Origin of the sequence: Mycolicibacterium vaccae NBRC 14118 = CIP 105934 (assembly GCF_001552715.1) — a bacterium.
Taxonomy (GTDB): Bacteria; Actinomycetota; Actinomycetes; order Mycobacteriales; family Mycobacteriaceae; genus Mycobacterium; species Mycobacterium vaccae.
The window spans coordinates 22,551-37,134 of record NZ_BCRS01000045.1; the positions used below are offsets into that span (position 1 = coordinate 22,551).

Below are 14,584 nucleotides of genomic sequence, written 5' to 3' on the forward strand. Positions count from 1 at the left end.
CTGTGTCCGAGCCGGGTGCGCCGGGGCCCGGTGACTTCCCGAGGTCGCGACGGTGCCTACGGGACCTGCGAGGGACTCCGCGGTCACGGTGCCCACCACCGGCGTATCACCGCTTCGGCTTCCTTACCTCGTGGGGAGAAGTCCAGCGGTTCGGCTTCGGTGTACGGCGGGGTTGCCCACACCCACCAGAAGATCCCGGCCCAGAACGGCTGGTCGCTGGCGGCCGCCAGCAGCGCTTCATACGCCGCCGCCTGCTCCGCCTGCGCCGGCACCGTGCTGATCCGCCAGCTGGACGGATCCGTCGCCGTCCCCCGCTGGCTGGTGTAACCGGCCTCGGTGAACAGAATCTTGCGGTCGTACTTGGCCGACAGCGCCGCGATTCGGGGGATGAAGGACTCGGCGGCCTGCTGCAGCGCCTGTACGTCCGTCGTGGGCGTTGCGCTCAAGGGCGCGTAGACGTCCAGGCCGATCAGATCCAGGGCATCCCAGAACGGGACCCGCTCCCAGTCGGTGCTCGACGCGTAGGTCAGTTGGCCGTCGTAGCGTTCCCGCACGGCCTGGATCACCTGCAGCCACGCCGGTCGGTCGTCGGTCATCCGGGCCAGCTCTGTCGCGATGGCTAACTGCTCCACCCCGAGGCGCTGTGCCATCGAGGCGTAGTGGCTGATGAATGCGGTGTACGAGGCGAACCACGCGGGACGGTCCTGCGCGGCGATCTTGTTGCTGCCCTGCGGTGACAGATTGAGGTGAGGCTTCAGCAGTACCTTCAGCCCCAGGTCGTGGGCCAGCGTGATGGCACGCTCCTGACCGGAGTCGCTGACCGTCCTGTCGGTTCGGTAGATGTCGCTGGAGGTTGTCGTCTGCTGATACCAGGTGGGGGTGAACTGCACCCAGTTCGCGCCCAGCGCACGAATCTCCTTCAGCGACTGTTCAACGGCCGGCCCGTCGTAACCGTTGACCTCCCAACTCGGCAACGCGAACCCGCGCTGTTGTCCTGTGGGCACCTCCGCGACCGAAGGCTGGCAACCGAGCGACGTCGCCAGCACCGAGATTGCCGTCAGGAAGATCGCGACGACCGCCACCGGGCGTGCGGCTGTCCGGCGCTCAGAGATGCTCGACACGGGGACCCCTGACTCGGTGGCGGCAGTCGAGGACGAGGCTCGCGTGCTCGACGACCGCGTCGTACTCGAACGCGTCGTGGTCGGTGAGCAGTACGACAGCGTCGGCCGCCGCGAGTTCGGCGGGGGTGACCTCGACGCGTGTCAGCAGGCCGTCGACAGAGGTGGTCTCGACGACATGAGGGTCGGCTCCGCGAACCTCGGCGCCCATCCCGGCGAGCAGTTGCGCGACGCGCACCGCCGGCGACTCCCGGGCATCGCCGGTGTTCTTCTTGTAGGACAGGCCCAACAGCAGGATCCGCGACCCGTTGACCGAACGCTTCTGGTCGTTCAGGGCCAGCGCGACCCGGCGCACCACATGGTCGGGCATGTGTTCGTTGATGTCGTTGGCCAATTCGACGAATCGGAAGCTGTGACCGAGTGTCCGCTCCACGCACCATGACAGATACGACGGGTCGATTGGAAGGCAGTGCCCGCCGACTCCCGGTCCGGGCGTGAATCGCATGAACCCGAACGGCTTCGTCGCGGCGGCGTCAATCGCCTCCCACACATCGATGCCGAGTTCGTGCGCGAATATCGCCACTTCGTTGACGAGCGCGATGTTGACGTGCCGGAAGGTGTTCTCCAGCAACTTCGCCAATTCGGCCTCGCGCGGAGAGGCGACCGGGATCGTGGTGTCCACGATCGTGTCGTAGAACGCCTGAACGGATGCCAGTGAGGCGCCGTCCACACCCGAAACGATCTTCGGAGTGTTGACCAGCGTCCAGGTGGCGTTGCCCGGGTCGATGCGCTCGGGGCTGAACCCAAGATGAAAGTCACTGCCCGCCATCAGGCCGGAGCCGTCCTCGAGGATGGGCGCGACCAGCTCCTGGGTGGTCCCCGGGTAGGTGGTCGACTCCACGATGACGGTCGCACCAGTCCGCAGGTAGCGCGCGAGTGTCTGTGCGGATTCCTCGATGTAGCGCAGGTCGGGCACGCCTTCGCGAAGCGGTGTCGGGACGGCGATGATCGCGACGTCGAAGTCCTCGCACGCGCCGGCGTCTGACGACGGGTGGAAGGCACCCGACGCCAGGATGGCGCTGAGGACTTCATCCGTGATGTCCTCGATATACGAGTCCGCGGTCAGCAGCCTCTTCATGCGATTCTCGTCGATGTCATACGCCACGACGTGATGACCGACCTGCGCGGCTCGGACCGCGAGTGGCAGCCCGACGTAGCCCTGCCCGACAACCACGACTTTCATCAGTGACCTCCCCGGTACCGCCGGACACCGTGACGGTTGCCGACCGTGAGCAATGAGACAACCCGCTTCGCGTCCAGACGCCACGTCGTGTCCCCTTCGTGCACCAAAGTCCTGGGTATGGCGTGGCGACCGATCTCGGGGCCCGCCTTCACCGCACAGGCGTAGTCGTACCCCGCGGCCCGAGCAGCCTCCACGACACGCGCATCCAGATAGCCGTAGGGATAACAGAATCCCTGCACCGGACGAGAGAGCAACTCCTGCAGGATCTCTCGACTGCGTGCCACTTCCGACGTCAGCAATGCGTCGTCCGCCTTGAGCAGGGAGATGTGCTTGAGTCCGTGCGACCCGATCTCCATTCCGGCCTCGGCGATCTGCTTCACCTCGTCAGCGGTCAACAGCGGCTTGTTCGGTCCGGGACGGCTCCACTCGTTCTCCCCGCCGAGGCGGCCTGCCAAGACGAAAACCGTTGCGGTGTAACCGTATCGCTGCAACATCGGCAGCGCGTTGGGGATGAAGTCCTGGTAGCCGTCGTCGAATGTCAGCCCGACCAACCCACGTGCCCGGCCCTCGCCGGTGGCGCGGAGGAGCTCCTGCATCGAGACGCCCCGCAGCCCCCGCCTGCGTAGCCAGCGCATCTGACTCTCGAACCGCTGCGGAGTCATGGTCACTTCGTAGGGGTCTTCGTCATAGGGTGCGATCGAGTGATACATCCACACCAGCGGGACGGCGGCCAACTCGCGAGACCTGGAGGCCCTTTCGGGGATCGAAGCGGTCATGCTCGGTTTTCCTGTTTGTCGTAGGGCTGCCCCAGCTGAAATCCACTGACGGGTACGGACGTTCGCGGAGGATTGGTGACGGTTGCGTTGTGCCCCAGGGCCCGAAGGTAGACCTCGTCGAGCTGAGGTATCACCTGGGAGAGTGTGAAGCGAGCGGCTTTGGAAGGGCCCGCCGCCCCCAGCCGCGATCGCAGTGGCTCATCTTCGACGATGCGCCGGATGGCGCCGGCCAGGGCCGCCGGGTCTCCCGGCGGTACGTGAAGCCCATCCACCCCGTCCGTGACGATGTCCAGCAGACCGCCCAGCGCTGAGACCACGCACGGCGTCCCCGCCGCAAGGCATTCCACAGCCACACGACCGAATCCCTCGGGAACCACGCTCGGTACGACACCGACGACGGCATGCCGCCAGGCAGCGATCACATCCGGCATCGCGACGTTGGTCGCCACGATCACCCCCGGCCGGTCTTCAATCTGGAAATCGTCACGGGGTAGGCCCGCGAGGACCAATGGGATGTCGAGACCACCCGCACGAAGGCGTTCGTGGGCATCGAGCAGGACGTCTACGCCCTTGTGAACACCGAGCGCACCCGCGTAGAAGATGTACTGCCCGCCGGCCGGGACGAATTCGGGACGCCGCGCAGTCCCCTCGGCGTTGACAAGCGCGATCAGCTGATCGTCGATGAACGTGGGAATCACCGTCAGCGGCCCGCTGTCCGCCGGGCGCGGCGCCGAACCGCGGGCGGCGAGCGCAGACGACGTAGCCGTCCATTGGGCCACGCCCCGGTGTCGTCGGGATCCCAATTGATGCAGGCCGGCGGCCAGGGGAACTCCCTTGAGGCCGTACTGCGAGCGGGCACAGCCAATGCACTTGCGCAGGCCCGGTTCCGAACACAGACTCTCGCCTCGGTAGAGCATCACCTTGGTGGCGCAGACCTGACTGTGATCATGTGCGCTCGCCACCACCGGGATACCCATGCGGCGGGCGGTGCCGAGCACGCTGTAGAGGATCCAGCCGCGGACGTTGATGACGTCCGGCCGGAATCGCCGGACAAGCCGGGCGAAAGCATGAGCGAACACGGGATCCGGAACGGGTGGGAAGAACCGATGGGTGGTCGACTCGTAGGCGCCCGGGAGATGCGCCATCGCCATCGGCAGCCGGTGCACTTCCACTCCGTCCATGTCTTCGCGGGCCGGCGCATCCGGATGCTCGGCCGTCACCACCGCTACCGAACGGCCGTGCCGCACCTGCTCGCGAGCCAGCGCGTGGATTGACAGCTCCAGGCCCCCGACGTTGGGGAGGAAACTGTCGGTCGCGTGCAGGATGCGCAATCCGTGAAGCCGGTCATCTGTCATGACAACCCTGCTCCCCCACCGATAAGAGGACTGGGCGTCGGGACCGGCACTGCAACCGGCTCGACCGGCGGTGGTTCGAAGAGGAAGCGACGTGTGCCCACCGCGACGAACGCCGCCGCGGTGATCGTCTGCGCGGCAACCGCAGCCAGGGCAGCGCCTATGACACCCATATGCAGCATGAGGAACCAGGCCCCGCAGATCATCATGATCGCCTGGGTCACGGTCAAGACGGTGATGATGCGCAGTCGACCCTGGACTCGCAGGATCGAAAGGGAAATGTTGATCACCGCGTCCGGGAACGCCGTCAACAGCAGCACGATGAGCAGCGTGCTGCAGTTGGTGTATTCGCTGCCGAAGAAGCCGAGCACCTCCTTGGCGAACACGCAGGTGCCGGCGACGGGCACGACCAGCAGAAGCCCGATCAGGAGCATCGCGCGTCGTGCCTGAGCCTGAAGCCGTCCGGGATCGTCGGCGCAGTCGGCCAACAGAGCGTTGGACACGGCGGCGGAAACAGCGAGGAACACGCTCGCGATCATCACCGTGACGGCGTAATAGCCGAGTTGCGTGGCGGGGAATATCGCGGCGGCCAGAATCGGCATGATGAACGCCGGTGACCGGACCGCGAGAACGGCGACGTGGTCCCAGCCGACTGTCCGGCCGATGCGTTTCAACCACTCCATACGTGGCCGGAACCGGAAATCCGGGTTGGCACGGCGCAGCAACAGGAAGGCAATGGTGTTGGAGGTCAGCAGCGATGCCACGTAGATGACGAGCATCGTGTGCGTTGCGCCGCTGTCGATGGTTGCCGCGAGGGCTCCGAGAGAAATTATCGACGCGATGGTGGCAAGCCGCAGCAGTGCTCCTGCACTGCTGGCGTACAGCGAGAACTCAGCCCGGCGCAGGCCCAGTAATGACGAATTGATCACCATGCCCATCGCCATACCGACGGAACCCAGGGCCAGCAGAATGACCACCCAGCCGGTACCGACGGTGGTGTGGACCCGGGTGGGCAGAAAGAAAGCTCCCACGGCGCCGACCGTTCCGGAAGCGACCGCGGTGACGACGAACGCCGTGCTACAAAGCCCACTGCGATCCTCCGGACTGGCACCCGGCAGTAGTCGGGTGAGGAAAGGCAGGAACCCGGCGACACAGACGATCGCGACCAAAGACATCCCTGATATCACCGTGTTCGCGATGCCGATGGCGGCCGGAGATACGTTGCGTGCGCACAGCGTCCAGAACACGAAGCCGAGGACCGACGTGACGTTGGTGAGGGCCAGGAGGGCGAAGCTGTTCCCCACCATTCCGCGAGTCTTCTGTGGGTGCGTCGTGCTCATCGGGCGCACCAACCGTCCGGGACGAAAGCCTGCACCTGCAAGCCTGACGCCTGGTCACGCACGGTGAGCTTCGCTGCCTGGATCGATGTGCACAGCATCGGCCGGGCATCGGGCGCCAACACGACGTCCAGCGTCGCCTGGGTCGCCGAGGTCTCCGATGCTTCGATCCGGGTGGAGGCGGGCACCTGACGCCCGGTGTCATCGGCGACGGTGAAGGCGGCATGGTCGAACAGACGGGCACCCTCCGGGCCGATGGCGTTCAGCGCGAAGGCCAGGTCTGTCCCGGACTGCGCAGTGACCTGCTCCGCGCTGATCACCGACGGCATCTGCTGCGCCGGGGACCACAGGGCGCTTGTGAGCCGGATCGCGCCGAGGGTGGCAGCCACAACGGCGATCGCCACCACGATCTGGACGAGTTGGCGCTTGGTCCTGACCGCGGGCAGCTTGGGCTTGCTCACCGTCCCGAGGGTCACCAGCAGTGCGCCGCAGAGCACGATCAACCAGTCCAGCCGCCGGATGTGCTCGTAGTTCATGTCGAACGTCCAGACCCGCATCGACACCCAGATCGCGGTTTGCGCACCCATGGCGCCGACGATGGCCGGAAGGAGAACACGCCCCCATGGCCGGGACGGCCACCGCGACAGGCCGAGCGCGACACCGATCAGGACGGCGGTGGTGGCTGACACGGTCGCGATGAGCAGGCCGCCGGTGGTGACCTTGGCTCCCTCTGCCGACCGGTGGATGACAGGGCCGAGGAGCGCATACCAGACCAGCGTCGTTGCAATGCGAGTTCCCAGCCATGCCGGCTGACCTGCCCCGGTGCGTGCGACGAGCGCCGACAACCACAAACCGGGAACCAGCGAGAGCCCGGTGACACCGCACAGCAGTGCCGCCCAACCGACGGGATCGGCAGGCATCACGAACAGTAAGCGGTGTTCCGGTTGAATCCAATGTGCTGTCAGCAGGCATCCGATGCCGAACACCGACCACGCGAGCAGTCGCAATCTGTCTCGCGACCCTGGCGTCACGCGGCGTCGTGGCTCCGCAACCCGCCGGCGATGTCGCGCGCGCCGCTGCGGCCGGCTCTCCATGGCCGGTTCGTTCAGTCGCTCGTCCGGTGGCTGTTCTGCGAACGGGCCCGCCGCCCCGTCGTCCGTCCGATACGTGACGCTCATACGGTCGGCCTCTCGCAACCGAGTGCTTCCGTGCGGCGCAGGGCATCGCGGTCGACCTCGTACACCGTCAACGTCCCGGCCGCGAACACACCCGTCAGCCACGGTAGGCAGTTGAAGCGGTCGAGGGCCGCTTGTGACACAAGCGAATTGGTCCCGCGCCCCGGCTCATCCTTGACGAACCAGGTACCGCTTTTCGGGCGAATGGTCGCCATCCGGGAGTCGACCACGAAGTAGCCGATCTTGGAATCCCAGATCATCTTGAGCACCTCGGGGCGCAACGGGCCGGGGGTCATGTAGATGTCCCAGACCGGGAACGCCTTGCTGGGCCGCAAAGCGGAGACTCGTCCAAGTGAACCGGCAAGGGTCGACACATACCGGTCGGCCATCACCGGGGTGTCGGCCGGTACGTGTGCTGCGAACCAATCGGCCACCGCCCGGCCCTCGTTCGTCGCCGCCCGGGCGTCGTCGCCCGCGCTCGAGCTACCCGGGAATCGGTGCGACACAGTGACTCCCAGCGCTGCGCCACCGAAGACCATGACGACGTAGACGGCGACAGCGACGCCGACCCGGAAAGTGGGCTGGGCGAATGTGAGCGCCGCCCGTGACCACCTCGCGGCGAGCAGGCCGGGGGTCCGCGGGCCGAACGACCACGCGAAGCCGCACAGCACCGCGATGCCGATGAAGCTGAACCCCCAGGATCGGTGCGCTCCCTCGGCACCGCCCGAGGTCAGCAACATCGGCATGCTCGCGAAGAACATCGCCCCGACCACTGCGAACGCCCATGGCGTGGAGCCGACCCGGCGCCGGTTGCGCCACAGAACCGCGAGAGCCCACAGGAACAGCGCCAACGTCACGAAGGGGAACAGGTAACCACTGACGATCTCGTACATCGGGTTCTGGGCATTGGCGAACAGCGACCGCTGACCGCTCGTGGACTTGCTGACGCCTTCGAGGATCCGTTGCAACTGCGCGTAACCCTCGCTCAGGGCAGGACCGAGGTAGTTGATCAGCCAGTCGTACTTTCCGGCCCACCAGAAGGCGATCGACGCGATCAGAGAGGACCAGATCAAGACCAGCGGCCAGATCCGCTCCCGGCGGACGTCGAGGCTTCCGGACGCCGCCATGGGAAACCAGGGCACCAACCTGGCGCCGATCAGGACCGCCAGGATCAGAACGAGCATGATCGTGCTGAGATGGTGCGTCATCGGCAACACCGCCACGACCAGAATGGCGGCCCCGATCGCTCTGACGGGCAGATGTTGCGTCCCGCGGCCGGCCGCCACGGCGGCTGCCAGACACCAGACGAGCAGCGGCGAGGCCAGGCTCTCGTACGAGAACGCGACGTTGAAGTACATCCAGGACGGGTTCAGCGAATAGATGACCGCGCCGACGGCCGCGCCTGCGGCAGGGACGTTGACCATCCGGACGAGCTGGTAGATGCCCAGCAGGGACAGGACGTGCGCCAGCACGACAACCGACATGGCGGCGACCCAGAGTGGGATTTCGCCGAGGTGCGCGAACGCGCTCGCGGCTTGGTGAAGACCGAAGAACTCCTTGGTGATCGGCAGCAGCTTCAGGGTGTGGCCGACGTCGCCGTTGAGGTAGGTCTCCATCGCCTGCCGCAGGTGGATGTACTCGTCGGAACCCACGGGCACGAAGTGCACCACCCTCGGCAGCATGCTGAACAAGCCAATGCCGATGAGGGCGAGGGCCCGGGTCGCGCCGGCAGTGGCCCGTGCGCAGGCCAGCCAGATGAGTGACAGCATGCCGCCCAGGAACCCGGCCCAGAAGAGTGCGAACATCAACGCGTCCGGTTGCTCCAGGCCGGCCGCATGATGGTGAGAGAGCACGATCAGGACGGCCCCGATCGGGGGCATCACCACGGCCAGGATCACGCGCAGGAGCGCCGTCCGGTCAGACGGCGGCCTGCGGGCAGCGTCGGAGGTGGTCGGGCTGTCGTCGGAGCCGTGGACCTCGTCGTCCAAGGCGAGAGTCACGGCCTGCGCACCATGTCGCTTGCCTCCGTGAGGATCTCGAGCAGCTGACCGACCATCTGGGCGCTGCTCGGCAACATGCATCGCCGCGCGCGTTCGGAGCGCGAACTCCTGGACGGGAGCAGGTCGGCGATGGCGCCGGCAAATCGCGCGGCGGTCTCGTCGTCCGCGTCGGTGATATTGCACAACCGGGTGGCAGCACCGGAGCCCGCGCGGCGGACGAGTTCGCGGTGGGCCGGGATGTCGGCGGCCACGACGGGCAGCCCGGCGACGAGGGCCTGCGCCATCCCGATGCCGTAGGCCTCCTGCTGGCTCGCGGACGCATACATCGACGCCGACGCCCACCAGCGCGCCAGCGTCTCGTCGTCCACTGAACCGGTGAACGTCACGACGCTGCTGACGCCGAGATCGACAGCGAGCTGGCGGTACGCGCCCAGGCCAGATCCCTCGCCGACCACGACGAGATGAGCCGGAACGTTGCGTGGGCTCAGCTGGGCGATCGCGCGAATGAGAAGATCGGTCCGCTTGTAGGGCTCCTGGCGTGCGACGGTCAGCACGACGTTCGCGGTGCCGGGAAATGGCTGCCGGGCGCGAATCGGATCCGGCACCGCGGTCGGTACCACGGTGAGCTTCCGGTCCGGCAGCTCCTGGGCGAAGTCCCGCAGGAGCAGGCTCGCCTCAGCGTCGGTGACCGCTACGACGCGTTTCGACGCCGCCATGAGTCGCCGGCCGACGGGACGATAGATCGAATGCAACGCTTGACGTAGCGGGGTGTGGCCGACGCCGTGGTAGTGCGGCGTGAAAACAACGGGCGTGGCGGTCCGTTCAGCGACCAGCCAAGCCAACGGCGTGTGGTAGCTGTGCACCCAGACGACGTCGAATCGTCCGGTTTGGGCCGCCGCGCGCACGGCCGGCAGCGACGGCACGTCCAGAACGCCGCCGATCGGCAGCTGGTGGCGTTCCACCATGTAGCCGTCAACGGCCTCCATGCGTGGCAGATCCGAGGACCGCGGGACCTGGGTGATTACTGTGACGTCTGCGCCCTCTGCCGCCAGGGCAGCTGCGGCCGAGCCCACATACGTCTCCACTCCACCGTGGAACGGCGCAAATCTGGCTGCGACCAACCCAACCCGCAACACGGAGGTCGTCATACGACCTCGCCCGTGAGACGGTTCGCGCCCGTTCGGACACCGTCGGTATGCCCGACGCGCGCGCGACTCCGGTAGACGAACCGTGGGCGTGCCCTTCGGAGGAGCATGGCGGCAACCGCCCCCCGTTCGGCCGGCAACGATGTGAACAATGCAGTGGGGTAACCGACCCCCGAAAGAACACGGTCTCGGGGACCGCCGATGAGCGCCACAAGCGCAGCTGGGGATCGGACTCCCCCGGTATCGCCTCCGGTCACACAATGCTCCGAGTGCGGTCGCCTGCGTGAACCTGCTTGCGTACCGACTGCACGACGTGACCGCTCAGTCCAGAACGATGGTTTCGAAGCACGGTGCGCAGAACGCGGATGCCATCGCGGATCGAATGAAGATTGGATTTGCCGGCACGTCGCGGGAGTTCAAGGCTCGGCACCTCTGCGATACGCAGTCCCGCCTGCATCGACCGCACCACCATCTCGGCCTCGATCTCGAAGCCGGTGGCCGAAAGCGCAAGAAGCTCAAGATAGCTGCGGTGAAACGCGCAGAACCCGTAGCACAGATCCGTGAGGTCCGTGCGATAGAGGGAGTTGAAAACACCGAGCAAGAATCGGTTGCCGAGGCGCCGGAAGGCGGTGATGTCCAATGACCCACCACCCGGGATGAATCGAGATCCCTTGACAAAGTCGAATCCGTTGGCAAGAAAATGCAGGTAGTGCGTGATCTCGGCAGGCGCCATGCTGCCGTCCGCGTCCATCATCACAATGACGTCGCCCGATGCGGCCAAAAAGCCTGTCCGGAGCGCGCTGCCTTTACCCGTGCCCTCCTGGGGCACGATCTTGATGTCTGGACGGCAACTACGGGCGGTGATCAGGGTTGCGTCTGTGGAGTTCCCATCGACGAGGATCACCTCGCTGATGTCGTCGCCGATCTGCTCGAGCACCCAGGCGATGTTGCGCGCTTCGTTCTTCACCGGAATCACCAAGCTGACGGTGAGAGCGGGGGGCAGCGATCGCCCCTTCGGTCGCGCGTCACCGATGTGAGCCGAAGGATCTGCAACGTGGATAGCCCGGCTTGCTATGCGCGCAACCGGCGGCGCCTGGCCGTATCCGTTAGTCAAATGTTGCTCTGCCACACCCCACCCCCCGGTATTGGCCTGCGATTTCAGTGAAGACCAATTGATTAGCTATTTTTGGCTTTGCTCGCCAATTAGCTGTGCGTGAAAACCGACGCTAGCACCAACATATACGCCCGGCAACACTGCTAGATGCGCTTTTTTAGCTAACCGCCGACAATTAGTTGCGGATGCAAAAGTTTGCTTGATGAAAATTAGCTGTGAACTATCCAGCGATTTCCGGCAGGCGCTATCCGGGGGCGCCTTACGCTCCGGCCTGTTACAAGTTCGTGACCTGCGTGTTCGAGCCGGCCGCTCATGATCTGCGCCATAAGGCGAAGTCTCATGCCGCGCCTCGCTTATGCCACCACCCCGTTCACGCCACCGCTGACGCTCACGACCAATTCGGGCGGCGAAGCTCTGTCGACAAAGTTGCTCGTAGCCGTTTTCGCCTCTGTCGCTCACCAGGTGACAGCATCACGAGCCACTCGCTGCCGCATCGCTGGAATACCGTGTCGGCGTGACCTCGCGCCGGTCGCGTCGGGTGGATACCTCATCAAAGGATGAATCGCCGCCAGGGCGCTACTACCAACGCCTCCTCACGCATGCCGCGGCGGGCGAGGTGCACACTCTGACGGCGCCATACGTGGCTACCTAACTGAAGCTATTGTCGTGCAGCATTTTTCAGACATGTTTGGCGGCAGGAGGAGGAGCAGTAGCTGGGGGCGTTCGTACAGCCCAAGGTCGCCGGCCGTCGCGCACTCGGCGCTGTCGCGGACACCCCCGACGCCGAGTACGCCGGGCACAGGTAGCTACTCCTCGCCGAGCGTGCCTACGGCTACGCGATCAGGGACGCCGCCGGCTCACTCCGCCCGCCGATCTGACCGAGCAGGCGCGGCGGGCTACCACACGCTGACGGTCATCGTACCTGAAGCGCTTTTTCCGCCATTGTCCGTGACGGTTACGGCGATCGTCCGAGTGGTCCATCCGCCCTGGTTCGCCCAGAACGTCACCGCCCGCAGCGCCTGCTCGTACTGCTCCACCGTCGCCGTCCCGGACAGCGTCAGCATCTTGGAACCGGAATCCCACGAAGCCGTCACTGGATTACCGGAAGGTTGCACGTATCCGAGGGTGTCGTTCGACTGCACGGAGTGAGTGACCCTCAGCGTGGCGCCGGACAGGAATCCGAGGTCGTCGCTGATGGAAAGCGTGGCAACAGGATTCATCGGCGGATCGTTGCGGTCGTACGACCTGCCACCTGTGATCCACAAACCGGGCGCCGAATTCTCACGCACGGTCGCAACGGCCGCGCCGTTCAGCAGGCCCGAACTGCTGACCCCGGTGTCGTCAGATACCGACACGGATAGCCCACGAACAAACACGATTCCGCCCGTGGCAGAGAAGGTGACAGCCTGTAGCGCCGCCTCGTATTGGGCCTTGGTGCCGATTCCCGTCAGCGTGAGCGTCTTGCTGCCGGCATCCCAAGTTGCAGTGATCGGGTTACCTGACGGCTGAACATATCCCAGCACATCACCGGATTGACCGAGGGTCTCGATCGTCACCCTCGCCGACGAAAACCTGTCGGAGTCTGCATCGGTGATTGTCGCGGACGACAGTAGCCTTACGGGCGCAGTGCCGATGGTGTGGGTGGGCGAACCCGCCGTCACAACCGAGGGAGGCAACGAGTACCGGACGTTGGCTGTCGCCGCCCCCGGCAGTGCACTGTCCACGTCGGTGTCGTCTGTCACCGTCACCAAGATGCCGCGCACCAGGCCCGCTCCCCCCGTCGCGGAGAACGTGACGGCCTCGAGGGCCTGTTCGTACTGGGCCTTCGACGCGACTCCGGACAGCGTCAGCGTCCGAGTCGTGGCGTTCCACGTGGCGCTGATCGGATTGCCCGATGGTGCAACGTATCCCAGTAGGTCACCGGATTGCCCCAGTGTGGTGATCCTGACGGTCGCTCTCGACATACGGTCTGAATCCGCATCGGCGACGCTGACAGACGACAGCAGCTTCACCGGCGCACCGCCGATGGTGAAGGTCGGGGCTCCGATGGTTGTCACCGACGGAGGCAGCCCCACCACCGTGACGACCGCAGAGGCCGGCAACACGCTCCTGACGGTGGTTTCGTCGATGACGTGGATCTGAATTCCGCGGGTCACGCCACCTTGATCCGTCGTGAAGGTGACGGACTTGATGGCTTCCTCGTACTGCGCCTTTGTCGCCACACCCGTCAGCGACAGCGTGCGCGCAGCCGCATCCCAGGTACCGGTGATCGATACGCCGTTAGCGGCAACGTAACTGAGAACGTCGCCGTTCTGGTAGGCGGTGCCGATCGTGATGGTGGCACCCGACAGACTGTCCGAATCAAGGTCAGTGATCGTCGCCGACGACACCACCTTCACCGGAGAACCACCCAACCGGAAAATCGGAGCACCCAACACCGCCACCGACGGCGGCAAACCGACCACAGACACCGTCGCCAAACCCGCCACCACACTGCGCACCTGAACATCGTCAGTCACATGAACCGCCAGGCCGCGAGTAACACCACCCTCAGTCGTGGAGAACGTAACCGCCTTGATCGCCGCCTCGTACTCGGCAATCGACGCCACACCCGACAACGTCAACGTCCGGGTCGCCGCATCCCAGCTCCCAGTGATCGGACTGCCCGCAACCGCGCTGTAGGCCAACACATCACCGGACTTGAAAGCGGTAGCAATCGCGATGGTGGCACCCGACAGACTGTCCGAATCAAGGTCAGTGATCGTCGCCGACGACACCACCTTCACCGGAGAACCACCCAACCGGAATATCGGAGCACCCAACACAGCCACCGACGGCGGCAAACCGACCACCGACACCGTCGCCAAACCCTGTGCGAGGCTCTCCTTGTCGGTGTCATCAACCACCGACACCGAGATCGCTCGAGACACCCCACCCTCGGATGCAGTGAACGTCACCGCGTTGATCGCGGCCTCGTACTCGGCGATCGAGGCCACCCCCGAAAGCGTGAGCGTCCGGGTAACTGCGTCCCACGATGCGGTGATCGGGCTGCCCTCGGCACCAACATAACTAAGCACGTCCCCGGACTTGTAGCCCAGCGAACCAATCGTCAGCATCGCTTTCGACAGACGCTCCGAGTCCGCGTCGGTGATCGTCACGGAGGAGACGACCTTCACCGGAGTCCCGCCCAACCGGAAGACCGGGGCACCCAGAACCGCGACTGCCGGCGGCAGACCAATAACGGTGACCACCGCAGCACCCGGAACCAGCGACTCCTTCTCAGTGTCATCAACCACCGAGACGCTGATCGCCCGAGACACCCCG

At 65.5% G+C, this 14,584-nt stretch carries 10 protein-coding genes; all 10 read right to left on the reverse strand.

Annotated elements, in window-relative coordinates; genetic code table 11:
* Positions 1-83: 83 nt before the first annotated feature.
* On the reverse strand, positions 84-1,121 hold the full coding sequence (locus MVA01S_RS11060; RefSeq protein WP_204249577.1) for a glycoside hydrolase family 113: 1,038 nt from the start codon (positions 1,119-1,121) through the stop codon (positions 84-86).
* The gene (locus MVA01S_RS11065; protein ID WP_003930236.1) at positions 1,105-2,361 is read right to left on the reverse strand and encodes a nucleotide sugar dehydrogenase; all 1,257 of its coding nucleotides are present in this window, start codon (positions 2,359-2,361) and stop codon (positions 1,105-1,107) included. The genes MVA01S_RS11060 and MVA01S_RS11065 overlap by 17 nt, the downstream gene beginning before the upstream one ends.
* Positions 2,361-3,137, reverse strand: a complete 777-nt coding sequence (locus tag MVA01S_RS11070; RefSeq protein WP_003930235.1) for a polysaccharide deacetylase family protein — start codon at positions 3,135-3,137, stop codon at positions 2,361-2,363. Before MVA01S_RS11070 ends, MVA01S_RS11065 begins: the two co-directional genes overlap by 1 nt.
* Entirely contained in the window at positions 3,134-4,492 is a 1,359-nt protein-coding gene (locus MVA01S_RS11075) for a glycosyltransferase family 4 protein (protein WP_003930234.1), read from the reverse strand. Before MVA01S_RS11075 ends, MVA01S_RS11070 begins: the two co-directional genes overlap by 4 nt.
* The gene (locus tag MVA01S_RS11080) at positions 4,489-5,829 is read right to left on the reverse strand and encodes an MATE family efflux transporter (RefSeq protein WP_144033047.1); all 1,341 of its coding nucleotides are present in this window, start codon (positions 5,827-5,829) and stop codon (positions 4,489-4,491) included. The genes MVA01S_RS11075 and MVA01S_RS11080 overlap by 4 nt, the downstream gene beginning before the upstream one ends.
* Positions 5,826-6,746 carry a hypothetical protein gene (locus MVA01S_RS11085; RefSeq protein ID WP_144033048.1) on the reverse strand — a complete coding sequence of 307 codons (921 nt, stop codon included), beginning with the start codon at positions 6,744-6,746 and terminating at the stop codon, positions 5,826-5,828. Before MVA01S_RS11085 ends, MVA01S_RS11080 begins: the two co-directional genes overlap by 4 nt.
* 254 nt (positions 6,747-7,000) lie before the next feature.
* Positions 7,001-9,001: a putative glycosyltransferase family protein gene (locus MVA01S_RS11090; protein WP_003930231.1), complete on the reverse strand. Its 2,001-nt coding sequence runs from the start codon at positions 8,999-9,001 to the stop codon at positions 7,001-7,003.
* Positions 8,998-10,149 carry a glycosyltransferase family 4 protein gene (locus MVA01S_RS11095; protein WP_081529040.1) on the reverse strand — a complete coding sequence of 384 codons (1,152 nt, stop codon included), beginning with the start codon at positions 10,147-10,149 and terminating at the stop codon, positions 8,998-9,000. Before MVA01S_RS11095 ends, MVA01S_RS11090 begins: the two co-directional genes overlap by 4 nt.
* A 250-nt stretch (positions 10,150-10,399) precedes the next feature.
* The gene (locus MVA01S_RS11100; protein WP_255251692.1) at positions 10,400-11,275 is read right to left on the reverse strand and encodes a glycosyltransferase family 2 protein; all 876 of its coding nucleotides are present in this window, start codon (positions 11,273-11,275) and stop codon (positions 10,400-10,402) included.
* Between the two features lie 881 nt (positions 11,276-12,156).
* Positions 12,157-14,584, reverse strand: a 2,428-nt coding sequence (locus tag MVA01S_RS11105) for a hypothetical protein (protein ID WP_159426314.1), incomplete at its 5' end; no start/stop codon positions are given.

Coding starts and splice junctions, on each gene's coding strand:
- MVA01S_RS11070 (WP_003930235.1), bottom strand. CDS start 3,137: ATGACCGCTTCGATCCCCGAAAGGGCCTCCAGGTCTCGCGAGTTGGCC.
- MVA01S_RS11085 (WP_144033048.1), bottom strand. CDS start 6,746: ATGCCTGCCGATCCCGTCGGTTGGGCGGCACTGCTGTGCGGTGTCACC.
- MVA01S_RS11080 (WP_144033047.1), bottom strand. CDS start 5,829: ATGAGCACGACGCACCCACAGAAGACTCGCGGAATGGTGGGGAACAGC.
- MVA01S_RS11075 (WP_003930234.1), bottom strand. CDS start 4,492: ATGACAGATGACCGGCTTCACGGATTGCGCATCCTGCACGCGACCGAC.
- MVA01S_RS11095 (WP_081529040.1), bottom strand. CDS start 10,149: ATGACGACCTCCGTGTTGCGGGTTGGGTTGGTCGCAGCCAGATTTGCG.
- MVA01S_RS11065 (WP_003930236.1), bottom strand. CDS start 2,361: ATGAAAGTCGTGGTTGTCGGGCAGGGCTACGTCGGGCTGCCACTCGCG.